The organism is Candidatus Darwinibacter acetoxidans, from assembly GCF_041936445.1.
In the GTDB taxonomy this organism is placed as follows: Bacteria; Bacillota; Limnochordia; order Darwinibacteriales; family Darwinibacteriaceae; genus DTU010.
Genome location: NZ_JBHGXH010000299.1, coordinates 1 through 17,551, shown reverse-complemented (window position 1 = coordinate 17,551; position 17,551 = coordinate 1). Strand labels below are relative to the sequence as shown.

Annotated in this window: 35 protein-coding genes; all 35 read right to left on the bottom strand. The window is 55.9% G+C overall.

From position 1 onward, the window contains the following. Positions 1 to 795, bottom strand: coding sequence for an energy-coupling factor transporter transmembrane component T family protein (locus tag ACE4YL_RS12275; RefSeq protein WP_461359586.1), 795 nt, complete (start codon positions 793 to 795; stop codon positions 1 to 3). Continuing rightward, positions 792 to 1,649: an energy-coupling factor transporter ATPase gene (locus ACE4YL_RS12270; protein WP_461359585.1), complete on the bottom strand. Its 858-nt coding sequence runs from the start codon at positions 1,647 to 1,649 to the stop codon at positions 792 to 794. The genes ACE4YL_RS12275 and ACE4YL_RS12270 overlap by 4 nt, the downstream gene beginning before the upstream one ends. Beyond that, positions 1,634 to 2,479: an energy-coupling factor transporter ATPase gene (locus ACE4YL_RS12265; protein WP_461359584.1), complete on the bottom strand. Its 846-nt coding sequence runs from the start codon at positions 2,477 to 2,479 to the stop codon at positions 1,634 to 1,636. Before ACE4YL_RS12265 ends, ACE4YL_RS12270 begins: the two co-directional genes overlap by 16 nt. Positions 2,480 to 2,543: 64 nt before the next feature. Beyond that, the gene (rplQ, locus tag ACE4YL_RS12260) at positions 2,544 to 2,882 is read right to left on the bottom strand and encodes a 50S ribosomal protein L17 (protein WP_461359583.1); all 339 of its coding nucleotides are present in this window, start codon (positions 2,880 to 2,882) and stop codon (positions 2,544 to 2,546) included. 14 nt (positions 2,883 to 2,896) lie between these two features. Continuing rightward, complete coding sequence (locus tag ACE4YL_RS12255) at positions 2,897 to 3,838, bottom strand: DNA-directed RNA polymerase subunit alpha (RefSeq protein ID WP_461359582.1); 942 nt, start codon at positions 3,836 to 3,838, stop codon at positions 2,897 to 2,899. Between the two features lie 45 nt (positions 3,839 to 3,883). Further along, complete coding sequence (gene rpsK / locus ACE4YL_RS12250; RefSeq protein ID WP_461359581.1) at positions 3,884 to 4,279, bottom strand: 30S ribosomal protein S11; 396 nt, start codon at positions 4,277 to 4,279, stop codon at positions 3,884 to 3,886. Positions 4,280 to 4,304: 25 nt separating this feature from the next. Next, positions 4,305 to 4,670 (bottom strand): 30S ribosomal protein S13, encoded by a 366-nt coding sequence (gene rpsM / locus ACE4YL_RS12245; RefSeq protein ID WP_461359580.1) that lies wholly within the window; start codon positions 4,668 to 4,670, stop codon positions 4,305 to 4,307. A gap of 23 nt (positions 4,671 to 4,693) precedes the next feature. Then, on the bottom strand, positions 4,694 to 4,807 hold the full coding sequence (gene rpmJ, locus ACE4YL_RS12240; protein WP_461359579.1) for a 50S ribosomal protein L36: 114 nt from the start codon (positions 4,805 to 4,807) through the stop codon (positions 4,694 to 4,696). 28 nt (positions 4,808 to 4,835) lie between these two features. Continuing rightward, complete coding sequence (gene infA / locus ACE4YL_RS12235) at positions 4,836 to 5,054, bottom strand: translation initiation factor IF-1 (RefSeq protein ID WP_461359578.1); 219 nt, start codon at positions 5,052 to 5,054, stop codon at positions 4,836 to 4,838. Beyond that, complete coding sequence (locus ACE4YL_RS12230) at positions 5,041 to 5,328, bottom strand: hypothetical protein (protein ID WP_461369671.1); 288 nt, start codon at positions 5,326 to 5,328, stop codon at positions 5,041 to 5,043. Before ACE4YL_RS12230 ends, infA begins: the two co-directional genes overlap by 14 nt. Before the next feature lie 10 nt (positions 5,329 to 5,338). Further along, positions 5,339 to 6,088: a type I methionyl aminopeptidase gene (gene map / locus ACE4YL_RS12225; protein ID WP_461359576.1), complete on the bottom strand. Its 750-nt coding sequence runs from the start codon at positions 6,086 to 6,088 to the stop codon at positions 5,339 to 5,341. Then, positions 6,085 to 6,762 carry an adenylate kinase gene (locus ACE4YL_RS12220; protein WP_461359895.1) on the bottom strand — a complete coding sequence of 226 codons (678 nt, stop codon included), beginning with the start codon at positions 6,760 to 6,762 and terminating at the stop codon, positions 6,085 to 6,087. Before ACE4YL_RS12220 ends, map begins: the two co-directional genes overlap by 4 nt. A 15-nt stretch (positions 6,763 to 6,777) precedes the next feature. Further along, entirely contained in the window at positions 6,778 to 8,049 is a 1,272-nt protein-coding gene (secY, locus tag ACE4YL_RS12215) for a preprotein translocase subunit SecY (RefSeq protein WP_461359574.1), read from the bottom strand. Then, the gene (gene rplO / locus ACE4YL_RS12210; protein ID WP_461359894.1) at positions 8,050 to 8,490 is read right to left on the bottom strand and encodes a 50S ribosomal protein L15; all 441 of its coding nucleotides are present in this window, start codon (positions 8,488 to 8,490) and stop codon (positions 8,050 to 8,052) included. 14 nt (positions 8,491 to 8,504) lie between these two features. Next, complete coding sequence (rpmD, locus tag ACE4YL_RS12205; protein ID WP_461359572.1) at positions 8,505 to 8,690, bottom strand: 50S ribosomal protein L30; 186 nt, start codon at positions 8,688 to 8,690, stop codon at positions 8,505 to 8,507. Positions 8,691 to 8,702: 12 nt separating this feature from the next. Further along, on the bottom strand, positions 8,703 to 9,206 hold the full coding sequence (gene rpsE / locus ACE4YL_RS12200) for a 30S ribosomal protein S5 (protein ID WP_461359893.1): 504 nt from the start codon (positions 9,204 to 9,206) through the stop codon (positions 8,703 to 8,705). A 21-nt stretch (positions 9,207 to 9,227) separates the two neighbouring features. Next, positions 9,228 to 9,593, bottom strand: coding sequence for a 50S ribosomal protein L18 (gene rplR / locus ACE4YL_RS12195; RefSeq protein ID WP_461359570.1), 366 nt, complete (start codon positions 9,591 to 9,593; stop codon positions 9,228 to 9,230). 20 nt (positions 9,594 to 9,613) lie between these two features. After that, positions 9,614 to 10,153 carry a 50S ribosomal protein L6 gene (rplF, locus tag ACE4YL_RS12190; protein ID WP_461359569.1) on the bottom strand — a complete coding sequence of 180 codons (540 nt, stop codon included), beginning with the start codon at positions 10,151 to 10,153 and terminating at the stop codon, positions 9,614 to 9,616. 14 nt (positions 10,154 to 10,167) lie between these two features. Continuing rightward, positions 10,168 to 10,566: a 30S ribosomal protein S8 gene (rpsH, locus tag ACE4YL_RS12185; RefSeq protein ID WP_461359568.1), complete on the bottom strand. Its 399-nt coding sequence runs from the start codon at positions 10,564 to 10,566 to the stop codon at positions 10,168 to 10,170. 30 nt (positions 10,567 to 10,596) lie between these two features. After that, complete coding sequence (locus ACE4YL_RS12180) at positions 10,597 to 10,782, bottom strand: type Z 30S ribosomal protein S14 (protein WP_461359567.1); 186 nt, start codon at positions 10,780 to 10,782, stop codon at positions 10,597 to 10,599. A 13-nt stretch (positions 10,783 to 10,795) separates the two neighbouring features. Beyond that, complete coding sequence (gene rplE / locus ACE4YL_RS12175; RefSeq protein ID WP_461359594.1) at positions 10,796 to 11,326, bottom strand: 50S ribosomal protein L5; 531 nt, start codon at positions 11,324 to 11,326, stop codon at positions 10,796 to 10,798. A 46-nt stretch (positions 11,327 to 11,372) separates the two neighbouring features. Continuing rightward, positions 11,373 to 11,693 carry a 50S ribosomal protein L24 gene (rplX, locus tag ACE4YL_RS12170; RefSeq protein WP_461359566.1) on the bottom strand — a complete coding sequence of 107 codons (321 nt, stop codon included), beginning with the start codon at positions 11,691 to 11,693 and terminating at the stop codon, positions 11,373 to 11,375. Positions 11,694 to 11,711: 18 nt separating this feature from the next. Then, positions 11,712 to 12,080: a 50S ribosomal protein L14 gene (gene rplN / locus ACE4YL_RS12165; RefSeq protein WP_461359565.1), complete on the bottom strand. Its 369-nt coding sequence runs from the start codon at positions 12,078 to 12,080 to the stop codon at positions 11,712 to 11,714. A gap of 33 nt (positions 12,081 to 12,113) precedes the next feature. Continuing rightward, positions 12,114 to 12,356, bottom strand: a complete 243-nt coding sequence (gene rpsQ / locus ACE4YL_RS12160; protein ID WP_461359593.1) for a 30S ribosomal protein S17 — start codon at positions 12,354 to 12,356, stop codon at positions 12,114 to 12,116. Between the two features lie 55 nt (positions 12,357 to 12,411). Continuing rightward, the gene (rpmC, locus tag ACE4YL_RS12155) at positions 12,412 to 12,609 is read right to left on the bottom strand and encodes a 50S ribosomal protein L29 (RefSeq protein WP_461359564.1); all 198 of its coding nucleotides are present in this window, start codon (positions 12,607 to 12,609) and stop codon (positions 12,412 to 12,414) included. Next, the gene (gene rplP / locus ACE4YL_RS12150; protein ID WP_461359563.1) at positions 12,599 to 13,033 is read right to left on the bottom strand and encodes a 50S ribosomal protein L16; all 435 of its coding nucleotides are present in this window, start codon (positions 13,031 to 13,033) and stop codon (positions 12,599 to 12,601) included. The genes rpmC and rplP overlap by 11 nt, the downstream gene beginning before the upstream one ends. 2 nt (positions 13,034 to 13,035) lie before the next feature. After that, positions 13,036 to 13,701 carry a 30S ribosomal protein S3 gene (gene rpsC / locus ACE4YL_RS12145; protein WP_461359562.1) on the bottom strand — a complete coding sequence of 222 codons (666 nt, stop codon included), beginning with the start codon at positions 13,699 to 13,701 and terminating at the stop codon, positions 13,036 to 13,038. A 4-nt stretch (positions 13,702 to 13,705) separates the two neighbouring features. Then, on the bottom strand, positions 13,706 to 14,044 hold the full coding sequence (rplV, locus tag ACE4YL_RS12140) for a 50S ribosomal protein L22 (protein ID WP_461359561.1): 339 nt from the start codon (positions 14,042 to 14,044) through the stop codon (positions 13,706 to 13,708). Between the two features lie 20 nt (positions 14,045 to 14,064). Beyond that, entirely contained in the window at positions 14,065 to 14,340 is a 276-nt protein-coding gene (rpsS, locus tag ACE4YL_RS12135; RefSeq protein WP_461359560.1) for a 30S ribosomal protein S19, read from the bottom strand. Positions 14,341 to 14,368: 28 nt separating this feature from the next. After that, entirely contained in the window at positions 14,369 to 15,196 is an 828-nt protein-coding gene (rplB, locus tag ACE4YL_RS12130) for a 50S ribosomal protein L2 (protein ID WP_461359559.1), read from the bottom strand. 14 nt (positions 15,197 to 15,210) lie between these two features. Continuing rightward, positions 15,211 to 15,495, bottom strand: a complete 285-nt coding sequence (gene rplW, locus ACE4YL_RS12125; RefSeq protein WP_461359558.1) for a 50S ribosomal protein L23 — start codon at positions 15,493 to 15,495, stop codon at positions 15,211 to 15,213. Then, positions 15,495 to 16,115: a 50S ribosomal protein L4 gene (rplD, locus tag ACE4YL_RS12120; protein WP_461359557.1), complete on the bottom strand. Its 621-nt coding sequence runs from the start codon at positions 16,113 to 16,115 to the stop codon at positions 15,495 to 15,497. Before rplD ends, rplW begins: the two co-directional genes overlap by 1 nt. Positions 16,116 to 16,143: 28 nt before the next feature. Continuing rightward, a complete protein-coding gene (gene rplC / locus ACE4YL_RS12115) occupies positions 16,144 to 16,779 on the bottom strand; it encodes a 50S ribosomal protein L3 (protein ID WP_461359556.1) in 636 nt (211 codons plus the stop codon). Positions 16,780 to 16,817: 38 nt separating this feature from the next. Then, positions 16,818 to 17,132, bottom strand: a complete 315-nt coding sequence (rpsJ, locus tag ACE4YL_RS12110; protein WP_461359555.1) for a 30S ribosomal protein S10 — start codon at positions 17,130 to 17,132, stop codon at positions 16,818 to 16,820. 164 nt (positions 17,133 to 17,296) lie between these two features. Next, the coding region (locus ACE4YL_RS12105; RefSeq protein ID WP_461364996.1) for an EF-Tu C-terminal domain-related protein at positions 17,297 to 17,551 on the bottom strand (255 nt) is incomplete at its 5' end.

Sequence of the window (17,551 nt, the reverse complement as noted above, 5' to 3'; positions counted from 1 at the left end):
TCAGAAGAAGACTCCCACCACCACGGTGAAGGTTACTAGTAAGGCGATGGCCACCGCATCAATGCGCCCAAAGCGCAGTTCCCGGAATTTGGTCCTGCCCTGGCCGCCCCTGTATCCCCTGGCTTCCATGGCGATGGCCAGTTCATCGGCGCGGCGGAAAGCACTGACAAACAAGGGGACCAGCAGGGGTATCAAGCTCTTGGCCCGCTGCATCAGGCCGCCGCTTTGGAAATCGGCGCCTCGGGCCATTTGCGCCTTCATGATCTTCTCCGTCTCCTCCAAGAGGGTGGGGATGAAACGCAGGGCGATGGTCATCATCATGGCCAGCTCATGGGCGGGCACACCCAGACGCCTGAAGGGATTGAGCAGTGACTCGATGCCATCGGTGAGCTGGATGGGCGATGTGGTCAGCGTAAGCAGCGAGGTGCCCACGATGAGCAGGACCAATCTGGTACCCATCATCCCACCCCGCGCCAGGCCTTCCCTGGTTATGGTTAGAAACCACAGGCGGAAGATCACTTCCCCTTCCGTGAGGAAAACGTTCAAGCCTACAGTCAGAAGCAATATGACCAGGAGGGGCCGCAGACCTCTGATCACGTAGCGCCAGGGCAGCTTGGCCAGGTGGATCACCCCGGCAATGGCCAGCGCCACTAAGCCGTAGCCGATAAAACCATTGACGGCAAATAAGAGCACGATAAGCAGGGTGGTGCCTAAGATCTTGGTGCGGGGATCCAGCCTGTGCACAACCGAATTGCCGGGAATGTGCTGGCCGATGGTCAGGTTGCGAAATCTCATCTCTGGCCCCCCAATGCTTTCACGATCTCCTCTTCCGCGGCCTCCACCGTAAGGACGTCTGTATCCACGGCCATACCCTTGGCCTTCAGCTCATGCATCAGTTCAGTCACCTGCGGCAGGCCTAGGCCCAGCTCTTTTAAGGTTTCCGCCTGCCTGAACACCTCCACAGGCGTACCATCTAGAGCCACCCGGCCCCGGTCCATGACAATTAGGCGGTCCACTAAACGGGCCACATCTTCCATACTGTGGGTAACCAAGATCACGGTAATGCCCCGCTCCCTATGGAGGGTGCAGATCTCATCCAGGATCTCCTCCCTCCCCTTCGGGTCCAAACCGGCAGTGGGCTCATCTAAAATCAAAACGGAGGGTTCCATGGCCAAAACGCCGGCAATGGCCACCCGTCTCTTTTGACCTCCGCTGAGCTCGAAGGGAGATTGATCCTTCAACTCTGCGAAGTCCAAGCCAACATAGGCCAGGGCCCGGCGCACCCGCTCCACAACTTCCTCCTCAGCAAGTCCCATGTTCCGCGGCCCGAAGCCCACATCCTCCAGCACGGTTTCGCCAAACAGCTGGTGCTCGGGGTACTGGAAGACCATGCCCACCTTCTGGCGGATCTGCCTCAGCTGGGTATCCTTGTGGGTTAGGTCCACCCCATCCACCCAGACTTTCCCGGAAGAGGGCAGAAGCAGGCCGTTAAAATGCTGGATCAAGGTAGATTTACCGGAGCCTGTGGGGCCGATGATGCCCACAAACTCGCCGTCGGCGATCTCCAAAGTCACATCAAGAAGGGCCTCGGTCTCCATGGGGGTGTCCTCAAGGTAGCGGAAAGAGACATTTTCTAATCTGATGGACATAAATGCATCACCATTTCATTGACAGTTAGAATGCCCGAGGGGATGGAAACACCGCGGCTGGCCAAACGCTGGGCCAGATCGGTGATCTGGGGCACGTCCAGATGCAGCTCCCGCAGAAGCTCCCCTTGGCTGAACACCTCCCGGGGCGTTCCCTCCAGCACAATGCGGCCCTGATCCATAACCAGCACCCGATCGGCTCCGATCACCTCATCCATGTGGTGGGTGATATGCAAAACAGTGATGCCCTCTTCCTTGTTCAGGCGGTGGATAGTCTCCATCACTTCCCGCCGCCCGGCGGGATCCAGCATGGCGGTGGGTTCATCCAGCACAATGCATTTCGGGCGCATGCTGACAATGCCGGCAATGGCAACTCTCTGCTTCTGTCCGCCAGACAAGCGATGGGGGGGATGAAGCCGGTACTGGAGCATGCCCACCGCTTCTAGAGCCTCGGTCACCCGCCGCTGAATCTCCGCGGGCGGGATCCCCAAGTTCTCCGGCCCGAAGGCCACATCCTCTTCCACGGTGGTGGCCACCAACTGGTTATCGGGGTTTTGAAAGACCATGCCCACCTTCTGCCTGATCTCCCACACGTTCTCGGGGACACTGGTGTCCAGGCCGGCCACCAAGACCTGGCCTGAGGTGGGGGTGAGCAGGGCGTTGACATGCTTGGCTAGAGTTGACTTCCCCGAGCCGTTGCGGCCCAGCACGGCCACGAACTCATGCTCGAAGACCTCCAGGTTCACATCCCGCAGCGCCTGCCACCCGCCCCTCCCTTGGGCCCGAGCATAGGTGAAGCTTACATTAGTGAAGCGCACCAATGGTTGTTTCATCGTACCACCCCAATTCCCAGAAAAAAACGCAGAGGGGGCTCCTCTGCGACCTTGTCAGTATCCCCTAGACCCATTCGATAATCGCCATCGGTGCCGCATCACCGCGCCGAACACCGGTTTTGATAATCCTGGTGTATCCTCCGTTGCGATCAGCGTAGCGAGGAGCCAAATCGTCAAAGAGCTTGCGCACAGCAGCGGGATCTAGTAAGAATGCAGCTGCCTGCCTCCGGGCAGCCAAATCTCCTCTCTTACCCAAAGTCACCATTTTATCTGCTAGGGGCTTAATGCTCTTGGCTTTTGCCTCGGTGGTCTCAATCCTGCCGTGAAGCACTAGGCTCGTTACTTGGTTACGGAGCAGCGCTCTCCGATGACCAGAGGTCCTCCCCAGCTTTCTGCGTCTCATCTTGCTCACCTACCTCATTCATCAGATTTGCGCAGGGACAGCCCCAGTTCGGCCAGTTTCTCCTTGATCTCCGCCAGGGACTTCTTACCCAGGTTGCGCACTTTCATCATATCTTCTTCAGTCTTGCGAATGAGCTCATCAACGGTGTTGATGCCAGCTCGCTTGAGACAGTTGTAAGACCGCACGGAAAGATCTAGCTCTTCCACCGTCATCTCCATGAGCCGGTCCATGCTTTCCTCTTCTTTTTCCACCATGATCTCCACGCTGTCCACGCTCTCGGTGAGATCGGTGAACAGTTTGATGTGCTCCATCAAGATCTTGGCAGCTAGACTCACGGCAGCATCTGGGGAGATGACCCGGTTGGTCCAGACCTCCAGGACCAGGCGGTCATAGTCGGTGATCTGCCCTACCCGTGTATCTTCAACTGCATAGACAGCCTTGGTGACGGGGGTGAAGATCGAATCCACCGGAATCAAGCCAATGGGATGGTCAGGGCGTTTGTTGCGCTCTGCGCTCACATAACCCCGCCCCCTGGCCACGGTAATATCCATCTTCAGCTCGGCGCCTTCCTGCAGGGTGGCAATGACCAGCTCGGGGTTGAGGATCTCCACGGACGGATCCGTGGCAATGTCCCCAGCCAGGAGGGGGCCCGGCCCCTCGGCTTCCACCCTGATGGTGACGGGATCTTCGCCGTGCAGCTTGACAAGGAGCTTCTTCAGGTTCAGTACGATATCTACTGTGTCTTCCACCACTCCTTCGATGGTGGAAAATTCATGCAAAACGCCATCTATGTGGACAGAAGTGACAGCGGTGCCCGGAAGCGACGAGAGCAGAATTCTACGCAGGGCGTTGCCCAGAGTCAGGCCGTACCCGCGTTCCAGCGGCTCTACGACAAATTTGCCGTAGCTATCCGTCAGCTCTACTTTCTCAATTCTTGGCTTTTCGATTTCAATCATAGTTCCTGCACCCTCCTTTACGACCGGACGCCCGGGGCAAAACGGTTACACCCTGCGTCGTTTCGGCGGACGGCAACCGTTATAAGGAATGGGAGTTACGTCCTTGATCGTAGTCACTTCAAGTCCTGCCGCCTGAAGAGAGCGGATGGCAGCTTCCCTTCCCGCACCAGGTCCTTTAACGTATACGCTCACTTCGCGCACTCCATGCTCCATGGCGGCGGTTGCTGCTTGCTCGGCAGCCAAGCCAGCCGCGAAGGGAGTACCCTTGCGCGAACCCTTGAAGCCTGCATTCCCAGCGCTGGCCCAGGCGATCACATTCCCCTGGAGATCGCTGATGGTGACAATGGTATTGTTAAACGTGGAACGGATATGAGCTATGCCCACAGGAATGTTCTTCCGCTCCCTGCGGCGCGGCCTTTGGCCTCTACGTGGTCTTGCCATGTAGCTTTCCTCCTTTCATTTCAGCCTATCTCTTCCTGCCGGGAATACGCTTGGGACCCTTGCGCGTCCTGGCGTTGGTCTTGGTCCGCTGTCCCCGCACAGGCAGGCCCCGGCGGTGACGCAGCCCGCGGTAGCAGCCGATGTCCCGCAGCCGTTTGATGTTCATGTTGACTTCCCGGCGGAGGTCGCCTTCTACGATAAACTGCTTTTCAATGATCTCGCGGATTTGGTTGGCTTGATCCTCGGTGAGATCGCGCACGCGAGTGTTGGGATCGATGCCGCAAGCATGAACGATTTTCTCAGCAGTGCTCCGGCCGATGCCGTAAATATAAGTCAGGCCGATTACCACCCGCTTATCACGGGGCAAATCTACACCTGCAATACGTGCCATCTATCTAGACACCCCCTTGTCTGTTAACCTTGCTTCTGCTTGTGCCTTGGATTCTCGCAAATGACCATGACGCGGCCTTTACGCCGGATAACTTTGCACTTCTCGCAAATCGGCTTCACAGAAGGTCTTACCTTCACAGTCTAGCGCCCCCTTCTAACGCCGCAGCTACTTCTTGCGGTACGTGATTCTTCCCCTGGTCAAATCGTAGGGAGATAGTTCTACTGTTACTCTATCGCCTGGCAGAATACGAATGAAATTCATGCGCATCTTGCCGGAAATGTGAGCAAGAACTTTGTGCCCATTCTCTAATTCTACACGAAACATGGCATTTGGCAATGGTTCAATGACGGTACCTTCAACTTCAATGGCATCATCCTTGGCCATGGTCCTGCACAACCTCCTTTCTAACTTCCTCCTCGCTGCTGTGCTCTGCGATGAAAGTTCGAATGGCTTTGTCGTCCATGGGCCGCGCCTCCAGTTTGACACGGTGGATGATCAGATGTCTGATGTTCTTGCGCTTGGGACGGTTGAGCTTGCGCACCAAACCATCGGCTACGGCCACATGCTTATCATCATAGAATTGAACCACCACATACTTTCTTCCCGAGTCTCTTCCCTGTCTTGACGTCACTAATTGTCCGACTTCCAGAAGTCTCATTTCATCTCTCCTACAGAACCGTAAGAACCACGGGGCCTCCGTCAGTGACAGCAACCGTGTGTTCGAAATGAGCTGACCAACACTTATCCCGTGTTACCACCGTCCAATTATCTGCCAAAACCTCCACCTGGTAGCCTCCCACGTTCACCATGGGCTCGATGGCTAACGTCATGCCCGGCTTCAAACGTGGGCCCCTCCCCGGCGGGCCAAAATTCGGAATCTGTGGTGCTTCATGCATCTGCCGTCCAATTCCATGCCCGACAAAGTCGCGCACCACGGAAAAACCGTGTGCCTCAACATGGCTTTGCACAGCGTGGGAAATGTCAGAAAGGCGGTTGCCAACCTGCGCTTGGTCAATACCTAGAAACAGTGCCTCTTCTGCCACTGTGAGCAGCCTTTGAATCTCCGGAGCCACTTCCCCCACGGGATAGGTCCAGGCGCTGTCGCCACAGAAGCCATCCACAAAAGCTCCGATATCAATGCTGACGATGGATCCCTCTTCCAAAACCACTTCCCGGCTGGGGATGCCGTGCACCACCACCTCGTTCACCGAGGCGCAGATGGAAGCGGGATACCCCTGATAGCCTTTAAATGCTGGCACCGCATTCTGCTTCAGCAAAAACTCTTCCACGGCCTGATCCAAATCCCAAGTGGTGATTCCGGGCTTGACCAGTTCCCGCACCAGAGCATGGGCCTCGGCCACCACCCTACCCGCCCGCCGCATGGCTGCAATTTCCTCAGCGGATTTCAGAATGATCACCGGGCTTCACCAACCCCTTGAGCATCCACCAACCGCTGCAGGTAATAGTCCAGGTCGGCAAACACCTCAGCGATGGGCCTCTGGCCGTTGATGCTGTACAGCCTGCCGTCCATGCTGTAGTAGTGCAGGACAGGGTGGGTCTGCTTCATGTAGACCACCAGCCTGGTACGGGCTGTCTCTTCCGTGTCGTCGCTGCGGCGGTACAGCTCCCCACCGCAGTTGTCGCACACGTTCTGGTTCTGGGACCTGTAGTGCTCAAGGTGGTAGACCGCGCCGCACTTGCTGCACATCCTCCGCTTGGCGATCCGTTCAATGGCTTCCTCCTGCGTGATGCGGATGTCGAAGGCCATCTGCACGTCCAGGTCAATCTGGGCCAGGCGTTGATCCAGGGCTATGGCCTGGAGCACAGTGCGGGGGAACCCGTCAAGGATCCACCCCTGGCTGCAGTCAGCTCTGCCGATGCGCTCGGAAATCATCTCGATGGCCAGTCCATCGGGGATCAGTTCACCCTTGCGGATGTACGAATCCACCTCCCTGCCCACCGGTGTTCCCGATGCCACGGCTTCGCGGATCAGGCTCCCCGAGGATATGTGCGGAATGCCGTACTTCTGCGCAATCAAATCCCCTTGGGTGCCCTTACCTGCTCCTGGCAAGCCCAGCAACACCAAACGCATGTGCTTTTCCTCCTTTTATTTCAGGAACCCCTCGTAATGCCTCATCAGCAGATGGGCCTCGAGCTGCTGCATGGTATCAAGGGCCACACCAACCATGATCAGGGTTCCCGTACCTCCGAAGAAGAGGATGTTGGAAGGAATCCTGGTTACTGCAGCAACCAAGAACGGCAGCACGGCGATGAACGCCAGGAAAATGGCGCCGGGCAGGGTGATCCTGGAGAGGATCTTATCCATGTAATCGGCCGTGGGCCTGCCCGGGCGGAGACCCGGAATGTATCCGCCATTTTTCTTCATGTTCTCAGCGACCTCAACTGGGTTGAAGGTCACTGCGGTATAAAAATAGGTGAAGAAGAACACAAGAATTACAAAAATCAGGTTGTACCCGAAGGTGCCGTAGTCCAGCCAGCGGTCTACGAAGTCCTTGATCCCGGGAATGAACTGGGCCAAGGTCAGCGGGAAAGTGAGTACCGACGAAGCGAAAATGACCGGAATCACACCCGCTTGGTTCACCTTCAGGGGAATATGGGTGGACTGGCCCCCATACATGCGCCGCCCCACGACCCGCTTGGAGTACTGCACAGGCACCCGGCGCTCGCCCTGGGTAATCATGACCACCGCGGCGATGACCGCGACCGTGATCACCAGGTAAGCGATGAGGCTGATGATGTGCAGCTGTCCCGCAGCCACAGCCCGGAAGGCGTTGGCATAGGTTGTGGGCATGGCGGCCACGATGTTCACGAAAATGAGCAGGGAAATGCCGTTGCCGATCCCCTTTTCGGTGATCTTCTCACCCAGCCACATGGTGAACATGGTGCCGGCGGTCAAGGTCAGCATGATCAAAGCTAGACCGAAGAACGTGGGGTTGGAAGTTACGCCCCAGTTCCTGGCCATGATCGTGGTGCCAAAGGCCTGGATGAAGCCCAGGGCCACCGTGGCATAGCGCGTATACTGGGCGATGATCTTCCGACCCTCTGGGCCTTCTTTCTGCAGTTCCTCCAACTTGGGGATGACGATGGTGAGCAGGTTCATCACGATCGAAGCAGTGATGTACGGGCTCACACCTTGGGCAAAAACGGTAAACCTTTCCAAGGCTCCCCCAGTAAAAAGGTTCAGAAACCCGAAGATATTTCCTCCATCAATTCCCAACTGCTTGGCTAATTCCACCGCATTCACGCCGGGAACGGGCACGAAGGCACCGATCCGGTAAACGGCCAAAAGGGCAGCGGTGTACAGGAGTCTGCGCCTTAAGTCGGGGATCCTGAGGGCATTTCTCAACGCAGCTAGCAACTAGATCACCTCAACTTTGCCGCCAGCCTCTTCAATCTTGGCTGCTGCCGAATTTGTGAAACGATGAGCCTGCACCGTCAGTGCCTGCTTGATCTCTCCGTTACCGAGGATTTTGATCCCATCGTGCATCTTCTTCACAAGGCCGGATTCAACCAGAAGTTCAGGAGTGACAACTGTACCCGATGCGAACCGATTCAAGTCTTCCAGCTTGACCTCGGCGTAGACCTTCCTCAAAGGATTATTGAATCCGCGTTTTGGCAGCCGCCTGACCAGCGGAGTTTGACCCCCTTCGAAATAGGCGCCTTTGCCTCCTCCGGAGCGCTGGCCCTGCCCTTTGTGGCCGCGACCGGAGGTTTTACCCCAGCCGGAAGCCATGCCGCGGCCTACTCTCTTACGCTTACGCCTGCTGCCTTCAGCGGGTTTAAGTTCATGAAGCCGCACGCTTACACCCCCTCTTACTCAACTAGTTCTTCCACTTCCACTAAGTGCTGTACTTTGTGGATCATACCCCGGATGGCGGGGGTATCGTCATGGACAACAGAGGCGCCCAACTTCTTCAAACCAAGGGCTGCTACTGTGTCTTTCTGGTCTTGAGCGTAACCGATCGCGCTCTTCTTGTAAGTGATCTTCAACTTGGCCACAACATTCGCCCCCTAACCTAAGATTTCCCCAGGAGTCCTGCCGCGGAGCCGAGCCACTTCTTCCACAGTCCTCAGGCTCTTCAGCCCTTCAATGGTAGCGCGGACCACGTTGATGGGGTTAGAGGACCCTAACGATTTGGTCAAAACATCCTTGATACCCGCTGACTCCATGACGGCACGCACCGGACCGCCCGCGATTACGCCTGTACCTTCAGAGGCAGGCTTGAGCAGCACCCGGGCACCGCCAAAGGACTGCACAACTTCATGGGGGATGGTGGTGCCCACGATGGGCACAGTGATCATGTTGCGCTTGGCATCTTCTGTAGCCTTGCGGATCGCCTCCGGCACCTCTTTCGCCTTGCCGAGGCCAGCACCTACTCTACCGTTTCCGTCTCCCACCACCACCAGGGCGCTGAACGAACGGGTCCGTCCACCCTTGACGGTTTTCGAGACAGGATTTATATTCACTAAGCGTTCCTGGAGCTCTGCGCCACTTGTTTCAGTTCGTTTCGACAAGTTCGTTTCCCTCCCTTGCACCTAGAATTCTAAACCGCCTTCACGGGCTCCATCTGCCAAAGCTGCTATTCTGCCGTGATAGATATAGCCGCCGCGGTCAAAGACAACCTTCGTGATGCCCTTTTCCCGGGCCCGCTGGGCTATTACACGCCCGACTTCTTTGGCCGCTTCTTTGTTCCCTGTGGATCCCAATTTAGCACGCAATTCAGGCTCTACAGAGGAGGCGGACACCAAAGTATGTCCGATGCTGTCATCGATGATTTGGGCGTGAATGTGGTTCAAACTGCGGTATACGTTCAGGCGGGGGCGCTCAGGCGTGCCGACCACGCGCTGTCTCAAGCGCCGATGCCTTTTTTCTCTGGCTTCACGCCGACTGAATTTGGCCATCTGTTACCCTCCTTTAAGCTCTAAGCTTTACCTGCTTTACCTGCTTTGCGACGAACTCTTTCGCCTTCATAGCGAATCCCTTTACCCAGGTAGGGCTCCGGTCTTCTCACGTCGCGAATATTGGCTGCCGTCTGGCCAACCAATTCCTTGTCAATGCCCTTCACGCTGATTCTAGTCGGCGTAGGTACCTCGATTTCAATACCCGGAGCTGGTTCAATTTCCACTGGCTGCGAGTAGCCCACAGACAGGACCAGTTTGCTGCCCTGCTTGGCTGCCCTGTATCCTACCCCAACAATTTCCAAGTTCCGGGTAAATCCCTCCGTTACTCCTGTAACCATGTTGGCAATCAGTGTCCGGGTTAACCCGTGGAGGGAGCGATGCGCTTTTTCGTCGCTGGGCCTGGTTACCACGATGGTGCCATCGCTGAGCTCAACCTTCATCTCGGGATGGAGTTCCCTGGTGAGCTGACCCTTGGGCCCCTTGACTTCGATGACGTTGCCGTTGATTTTTACTTCAACGCCAGCTGGAACCTGAATTGGAGCTCTTCCGATTCTGGACATCTAACTTCCCTCCCTTACCAAACGTAGCAGATTACTTCCCCACCGATGCCTTCTTTGCGGGCTACCCGGTCAGTGACAATTCCTTTGGAAGTGGACAGGATTGCCACGCCGAGGCCGCCTAGAACGCGGGGTACCTCTTCCTTTGAGGCATAGACCCGGGAACCAGGTTTGCTGATGCGCTTCAGCCCCCTGATGACTGAACCCTGGGCCGGATCGTATTTCAGGTAAATGCGAATTATACCCTGCTTGTTGTCTTCGATGACCTTGTAGTCTCTAATAAAACCCTCGTCCTTAAGGATGCGCGCCAGCTCCTCCTTAAGCTTGGAACGGGGGATATCCACCGATTCGTGCTTCACGGAACTTGCATTCCGGATCCGTGTGAGCATATCCGCAATTGGATCTGTCATTACCATTCAGGAAACCTCCTTTCGGATGAGCCATCCCTACCAGCTGGACTTGGTTACTCCTGGAATCTGCCCTTCACTAGCATATTTCCGGAAGCATACACGGCACATTTGGAAACGGCGCATGTAGCCACGGGGACGCCCGCATATTCTACAACGATTGACTTTGCGCACTTGGAACTTGGGTTCCCGCTGCGCCTTCGCGATCATTGACTTTTTCGCCACATTATCTCTCCTCTCAGCTTCTAAACGGCATACCCATGAGCTTCAAGAGTTCGTAGGCTTCCTCGTCAGTCTCCGCGGTGGTGGCGATGGTCACCATCAGGCCCCTCACTTTGTCGATCTTGTCGTAGTCGATCTCTGGAAAGACCAACTGTTCGCGCAGACCAAGACTGTAGTTGCCCCGTCCGTCGAAGGATGCTGGGGAAACGCCGCGGAAGTCACGAATCCGGGGCAAGGCGATGCTGATTAGGCGATCGAGGAACTCGTACATGCGGTCTCCCCGCAGAGTCACCTTGCACCCAATGGCCATGCCAGCGCGCAGCTTAAAGGCGGCAACGGATTTCTTCGCATAGGTGATCACAGGCTTCTGGCCGGAGATGGCTTCCAGGTCGCGCACCGCCGCTTCCAGGGCCTTGGGATCCTGCGTTGCTTCGCCCACACCGATATTCAAGACTATCTTCTCAAACCGGGGTACCTCCATGATGTTCCTGTAGCCAAAACGCTCCATGAGTGCGGGTACCACTTCAGTTTGGTATTTCTCCTTCATTCGTGGCAAGAGAACTCCCCCCTTTTCATACAGCTAAAAACCGTGCTTAGTTGATTGCTCTGCCGCATTTCTTGCACAGACGCTGCAGCTTTCCGTCCGCTGACCGCTCGCGCCTGATCCTAGTGGGAGCTTTGCAGCCGGGGCATACTAAAGCCACATTGGAAGCATTGATGGGCCCGGGCTTCTCGATGATGCCCCCCTGCGGATTGGTCTGGGTTGGTCTGGTGTGCTTCTTCTGTATATTAACGCCGTCGACGATAATTCTGCCAACCTTGGGGAAAACTTCTAGAACCTTTCCCCGTTTGCCCTTGTCATCGCCGGTCAGCACTGCAACCGTATCGCCGCGCTTTACATGCAATTTGGCCATTCCCCATCCTCCTTTCCACTAGAGAACTTCAGGAGCCAGAGAGACGATCTTCATGAAATCCTTTTCCCGTAATTCCCTAGCCACTGGCCCAAAGATACGGGTCCCTCTCGGATTGTTCTGCTCATTAATGATAACTGCCGCATTTTCGTCAAAACGGATAAAAGAACCATCGGGCCGGCCGTACGTCTTCTTCGTCCTCACCACGACAGCCCTTACGATATCGCCTTTTTTCACAACGCCACCAGGAGCCGCGGATTTGACTGTAGCTATGATCACGTCGCCCACCCGGGCATAGCGCCGCCCAGAGCCGCCTAGTACGCGAATGCAGAGGATTTCTCGTGCACCGGTGTTATCAGCAACCTTTAAACGACTCTCTTGCTGGATCATGGTAGCTCCTCCTTCCCTCGCCTAAATGTTCCGCTAACGGGCTTTCTCGACGATCTCCACGACCCGCCAGCGCTTATGCCTACTCAAAGGCCTGGTCTCCATAATGCGTACGCGATCGCCTACGGAGCACTCGTTGTTCTCATCGTGCGCCTTAAAGGTAACGGTCCGGCGCTGAACTTTATCGTAAAGAGGATGACGGACAGTACGTTCCACGGACACGACAACTGTTTTGTCCATCTTATCGCTGATGACGACACCCACCCGGGTTTTCCTCATCCTTCTCTCTTTGTCCACCTGCGTTCCTCCCTTCCCGGATCTTCGGTACCTGAGCCTACCTGATGTTCAGTTCCCGTTCGCGCATCACGGTCTTCACCCGTGCAATGTCCTTGCGCACAGCGCTGATGCGCATGGGGTTATCCAATTGACCAGTGGCCAGTTGAAACCTCAGGTTAAAGAGCTCTTCCTTCAACTCACCCAACTTCGCTTCCAGCTCGTTTACGGAAAGCTTACGGATATCTTTAGCCTTCACTTGCTTCACCACCTGCTGCTGTCCGAGATACGAACTTGCACTTAATGGGCAGTTTATGAGCGGCTAAACGCATGGCCTCCCGGGCCAGTTCTTCGGATACACCGCCGATCTCGAACATTATTCGCCCTGGCTTTACCACCGCCACCCAGTACTCGGGAGCGCCCTTACCGGAACCCATCCGGGTTTCAGCAGGCTTTTTGCTCACGGGTTTGTCTGGGAAGATCCGGATCCAAACCTTACCGCCCCTGCGGATGTGGCGGGTCATGGCAACACGGGCTGCTTCAATCTGTGTATTCTTAATCCACCCAGGTTCCAGAGCCTGAAGGCCGAACTCGCCGAAGGTAACCTCGTTACCCCTGGTGGCCATACCGGTCATGCGGCCCCGGTGGACTCTGCGATACTTAACTCTCTTGGGAATAAGCACCCTTACTCGCCCCCTTTATCCTTCTTCTGGGCAGCGGTTTCAGGCAGGACCTCACCATGGTAGATCCAGACCTTGACCCCGATCTTGCCAAAGGTAGTGTTAGCCTCGGCAAAGCCGTAATCGATATCTGCTCTCAAGGTGTGGAGGGGTACCGAACCTTCTGGGCTCCACTCAGTGCGTGCAATTTCTGCTCCGCCCAAACGGCCAGATACGGCGACCTTAATACCCTTGGCGCCCTGGCGGATGGCACGCTGCTGAGCCTGGCGCATGGCCCTCCGGAAGGAAATACGCCTTTCCAGAGCAAAGGCAATGCTTTCTGCCACGAGCTGAGCATCGGTTTCGGGAGTTTTGATCTCCACGATATTCACCTGGATCTGGCGGCCAGTCATCTGCTCCAGATCCTTGCGCAGCTTATCTACTTCCGCACCGCCGCGACCGATGATCATGCCGGGCCTGCCCGTATGGATGGTCACCTTGGCCCGGTTGGCAGCCCGTTCAATCTCTATCTTGGACACGCCAGCCTGGTAGAAGCGCTGCTTGATCATCTTCTTGATGCTCAAATCTTCGTGCAGCAGATCAGCGAATTCCAGCTTGTTGGCGTACCACTTGCTGTCCCAGTCTTTGACAATACCAAGTCTAAACCCTACCGGGTGTACTTTTTGACCCATGCACCTATCCCTCCCTTTCCCGCAAAATCACGGTAATATGACTCGTGCGCTTGCGAATGCGGTCAGCCATGCCCCGCGCCCGCGGCCGGATCCTCTTCAAAGTGGGACCCTGGTCTACATAGCATTCGGCCACGTACAGCGCATCCACATCCATCTCAAAGTTATTCTCAGCGTTGGCCATGGCACTGCGCAGAACCTTTTCCACGATGGGAGAAGCTCCCTTGGGCGTGAACTTCAAAATGGTCAGCGCTTCCTCCACATCCTTGCCGCGAATCAAGTCAATTACTTGGCGAGCTTTGCGTGGTGAAATTCTCACATGCCTAGCAACTGCTCTCGCTTCCATCCTATATCACCCCGTTCTGCTTATCTGCCTGACGACCGCTCACCGGCGTGCCCCCGGAAAGTACGGGTTGGGGCAAATTCACCCAATTTGTGACCGACCATCTCTTCCGTAATATAAATGGGGACGTGCCGGCGGCCGTCATGAACCGCGATGGTGTGGCCCACCATCTCGGGAAAAATCGTGGAGCGTCTCGACCATGTCTTGATGACTCTCTTCTCGCCCTTTTCGTTCATCTCCCTAATCTTCTTGAGCAGATGGGCATCGGCGAAAGGGCCTTTCTTCAGCGACCTACCCATTACTACACCTCCTCGCAGAGAACCTCAATTACCTTTTCCGACGTCTGACGATCAAGCGATCGCTTGGCTTCTTCTTACGAGTGCGTGTTCCCAGCGTTGGTTTGCCCCAAGGTGTGACAGGGCTGGGCATACCAACGGGCGCCTTGCCTTCGCCGCCGCCGTGGGGATGGTCCACAGGGTTCATGGCCACACCGCGTACATGGGGTCTTCTCCCCAGGTGCCGGGAACGTCCGGCTTTGCCGATGACCATGTTCTCGTGCTCCACGTTGCCCACCTGGCCGATGGTGGCACGGCAGGACTGCAGCACCATTCTAAACTCACCGGAAGGAAGCCTGATTGTGGCGTATTTCCCTTCTTTGGCCATGAGCTGGGCAGCGGCGCCCGCGGACCGAACCATCTGGCCGCCCTTGCCAGGCTGCAGCTCGATGTTGTGGATGATCGCGCCCACGGGAATGTTCTCCAGAGGCAGGGCGTTGCCCGGCTTGATGTCGGCCCCAGGGCCCGATTCTACCATATCGCCCACGTTCAAGCCCACGGGAGCTAGAATGTAGCGCTTTTCTCCGTCTAGATAGTGCAGTAAGGCGATTCTTGCGGAACGATTGGGATCGTACTCGATGGCCGCCACTTTAGCGGGGATACCATCTTTATCGCGCTTGAAATCGATGATGCGATATTTCCGTTTATGTCCGCCACCTCTGTGACGGGCAGTGATGCGCCCTCCGGAATTGCGTCCACCGCTGGACTTGAGAGAAACTACTAAAGATTTCTCCGGCTCCTTTTTGGTAAGCTCCTCAAAGGTGTAGCCGGTCATGGCGCGGCGCCCCGGAGTGGTCGGCTTAAATTTCTTAATCGCCACTTGTCCGTCCCTCCTTAAAATCCACCAAATACCTCGATGCTGTGGCCTGGCTTCAGGGTCACCACAGCCTTTTTCCAATCGGATGTATACCCTTCATGGCGTCCCATCCTGCGCAGTTTACCCCTGACGCGAGCAGTGTTTACCTTCTCGACCTTCACACCGAAGATCTCTTCCACAGCAGCTTTGATCTGCGGCTTGGTGGCGCGCATATCCACCTCAAACGTGTATTTGTTCTGAGCCATCAGGTCGGTGCTCTTCTCCGTGATAATCGGCCGCTTAATGATGTCACGCGCATCCATTATGCCAGCACCTCCTCCAGTTTAGCAACCGCGTCCTTAGTCATGACCAGTTTCTCACTGTTCAGGATATCGTACACGTTCAAGCCCACGGACTTGGCGACCACTGCGCCTGGAATATTGCGGACGGACAGCTCCACATTCCTATCCCACTCCGCGGTGACCAAGAGCGGTTTTTGCACGTCGAGGGCTCGGAATACACCGGCCATCACCTTAGTTTTCGGCGCCTCGACTGTCAGCTGATCCAAAATAACGATATCACCAGCGGCTGCTTTGGCACTGAGTGCGGACTTCAACGCGGCCCGGCGTGCTTTTTTCGGTAGACGGAACGAATAATCCCTGGGCGTAGGCCCGAAGACTACACCGCCGCCAACCCACTGGGGCGACCGGATGCTGCCGTGACGTGCGCGCCCGGTTCCCTTCTGCCTCCAGGGTTTGCGCCCGCCTCCGCTCACGTCGCCGCGGTTTTTCACCGCTGCGGTGCCCTGCCGGCGGTTAGCTAGATAGCTGAGTACCGCCCTATGCATGAGGTCTTGATTCACCTTGACCCCGAAAACAGCATCGCTGAGTTCTAACTCACCAACCTGTTTGCCTTCCATGTTGTAAACGGCCACTTTCGGCATGATTGCAGCCTCCTCTCTTCTTCAGACTCTATCCCTTAACTGCGCTGCGTATGATCACAAGGCTTCCTTTGACGCCCGGCACCGAACCCTTTACCAAGAGAAGGTTGCGGTCAGGATCCACCTTGACGATTTCCAGATTCTGAATGGTCACCCGTTCTCCGCCCATGCGGCCGGGAAGCGGGCGCCCTTTAAACACCCTGGCCGGCGCAATGGAACCCAGGGAACCCACCCGGCGGTGGTACTTGGAGCCGTGGCTCATGCGCCCGCGGCTTTGATTGTGGCGCTTGATGGAACCTTGAAAACCCTTACCCTTGCTGGTGGCTGTGACGTCTACCTTTTCCCCTTCCTGGAAAATGCTGACGTCCACCGTGTCACCCACGCTCAACTGGGCAAAATCCTCATCTGAATTGAAGCGGATTTCCCTCAGGTAACGCTTGGGCTTCACCTTTGCCTTGGCAAAATGCCCAGCCTCCGGTTTATTCACCAGCCGTTCCCGCCGTTCACCAAAACCGAGCTGCACTGCCAGGTACTGATCCTTCTCCAAGGTCTTCTTCTGCACTACGGTACATGGGCCAGCTTCGATGACGGTTACGGGAATCAGCAGTCCTTCTGCGTTGAAAATCTGGGTCATTCCCAATTTCTTACCTAGAATACCTTTGGCCATCTTTCACACCCCCTAATATTGCTCCCACTGGCTGCCCATTAACCCTGAATTTTGATTTCAATATCCACACCAGCGGGCAGGTCTAAACGCATGAGCGCATCAACCGTCTTGGGATTCGGATCGAGAATGTCAATCAAGCGCTTATGCGTCCTCATTTCGAACTGTTCACGAGAGTCCTTGTGCACGTGCACAGAACGCAAAACGGTAAAGATGTTCTTCTCTGTTGGTAAGGGGATGGGTCCCGAAACCGTCGCCCCGGTTCGCTTTGCAGTATCAACTATTTTTGCTGCAGAGTTATCCAGGATTTTATGGTCAAACGCCTTGAGTCTAATTCTTACTCTCTGTCTTGCCAAGTAAATCAGTCCTTTCGCTCGATTCACGAACATACTCAGTGAAAATTCCCTTAATCAGGCTTGATTAAGCAACCTTTCACATCATCGCAAAGTGTTGTTAGACAGCCGAAGGGGAAAAGCAATCGGGTTGATTGCTTTTCCCGGGTCCAAAGTGGAAGTACTGCCTACTCCAGAATCTTCGTGACAACACCGGCGCCAACGGTGCGGCCGCCCTCGCGGATAGCAAAGCGCAGGCCTTCTTCCATGGCGATGGGTGTAATCAGTTCGCCGATCAGCCTGGTGTTGTCGCCGGGCATGATCATCTCGGTGCCCTCGGGCAGGCGGATAACACCCGTTACGTCCGTGGTCCTAAAGTAGAACTGGGGACGGTACCCTTCAAAGAAAGGAGTGTGGCGGCCGCCCTCTTCCTTGGACAGGAC

Coding starts and splice junctions, on each gene's coding strand:
- rplV (WP_461359561.1), bottom strand. CDS start 14,044: ATGGAAGCGAGAGCAGTTGCTAGGCATGTGAGAATTTCACCACGCAAA.
- rplE (WP_461359594.1), bottom strand. CDS start 11,326: ATGAAGGAGAAATACCAAACTGAAGTGGTACCCGCACTCATGGAGCGT.
- rplN (WP_461359565.1), bottom strand. CDS start 12,080: ATGATCCAGCAAGAGAGTCGTTTAAAGGTTGCTGATAACACCGGTGCA.
- rpsK (WP_461359581.1), bottom strand. CDS start 4,279: ATGGCAAGACCACGTAGAGGCCAAAGGCCGCGCCGCAGGGAGCGGAAG.
- rplD (WP_461359557.1), bottom strand. CDS start 16,115: ATGCCGAAAGTGGCCGTTTACAACATGGAAGGCAAACAGGTTGGTGAG.
- ACE4YL_RS12255 (WP_461359582.1), bottom strand. CDS start 3,838: ATGATTGAAATCGAAAAGCCAAGAATTGAGAAAGTAGAGCTGACGGAT.
- rpsQ (WP_461359593.1), bottom strand. CDS start 12,356: ATGAGGAAAACCCGGGTGGGTGTCGTCATCAGCGATAAGATGGACAAA.
- infA (WP_461359578.1), bottom strand. CDS start 5,054: ATGGCCAAGGATGATGCCATTGAAGTTGAAGGTACCGTCATTGAACCA.
- ACE4YL_RS12265 (WP_461359584.1), bottom strand. CDS start 2,479: ATGAAACAACCATTGGTGCGCTTCACTAATGTAAGCTTCACCTATGCT.
- ACE4YL_RS12275 (WP_461359586.1), bottom strand. CDS start 795: ATGAGATTTCGCAACCTGACCATCGGCCAGCACATTCCCGGCAATTCG.
- rplW (WP_461359558.1), bottom strand. CDS start 15,495: ATGGATGCGCGTGACATCATTAAGCGGCCGATTATCACGGAGAAGAGC.
- rpsC (WP_461359562.1), bottom strand. CDS start 13,701: ATGGGTCAAAAAGTACACCCGGTAGGGTTTAGACTTGGTATTGTCAAA.
- rpsM (WP_461359580.1), bottom strand. CDS start 4,670: ATGGCACGTATTGCAGGTGTAGATTTGCCCCGTGATAAGCGGGTGGTA.
- ACE4YL_RS12220 (WP_461359895.1), bottom strand. CDS start 6,762: ATGCGTTTGGTGTTGCTGGGCTTGCCAGGAGCAGGTAAGGGCACCCAA.
- rplX (WP_461359566.1), bottom strand. CDS start 11,693: ATGGCCAAATTGCATGTAAAGCGCGGCGATACGGTTGCAGTGCTGACC.
- rplF (WP_461359569.1), bottom strand. CDS start 10,153: ATGTCCAGAATCGGAAGAGCTCCAATTCAGGTTCCAGCTGGCGTTGAA.
- rplC (WP_461359556.1), bottom strand. CDS start 16,779: ATGGCCAAAGGTATTCTAGGTAAGAAATTGGGAATGACCCAGATTTTC.
- ACE4YL_RS12270 (WP_461359585.1), bottom strand. CDS start 1,649: ATGTCCATCAGATTAGAAAATGTCTCTTTCCGCTACCTTGAGGACACC.
- rpsS (WP_461359560.1), bottom strand. CDS start 14,340: ATGGGTAGGTCGCTGAAGAAAGGCCCTTTCGCCGATGCCCATCTGCTC.
- rplQ (WP_461359583.1), bottom strand. CDS start 2,882: ATGAGACGCAGAAAGCTGGGGAGGACCTCTGGTCATCGGAGAGCGCTG.
- ACE4YL_RS12230 (WP_461369671.1), bottom strand. CDS start 5,328: ATGAGACTTCTGGAAGTCGGACAATTAGTGACGTCAAGACAGGGAAGA.
- rpsH (WP_461359568.1), bottom strand. CDS start 10,566: ATGGTAATGACAGATCCAATTGCGGATATGCTCACACGGATCCGGAAT.
- rplR (WP_461359570.1), bottom strand. CDS start 9,593: ATGGCCAAATTCAGTCGGCGTGAAGCCAGAGAAAAAAGGCATCGGCGC.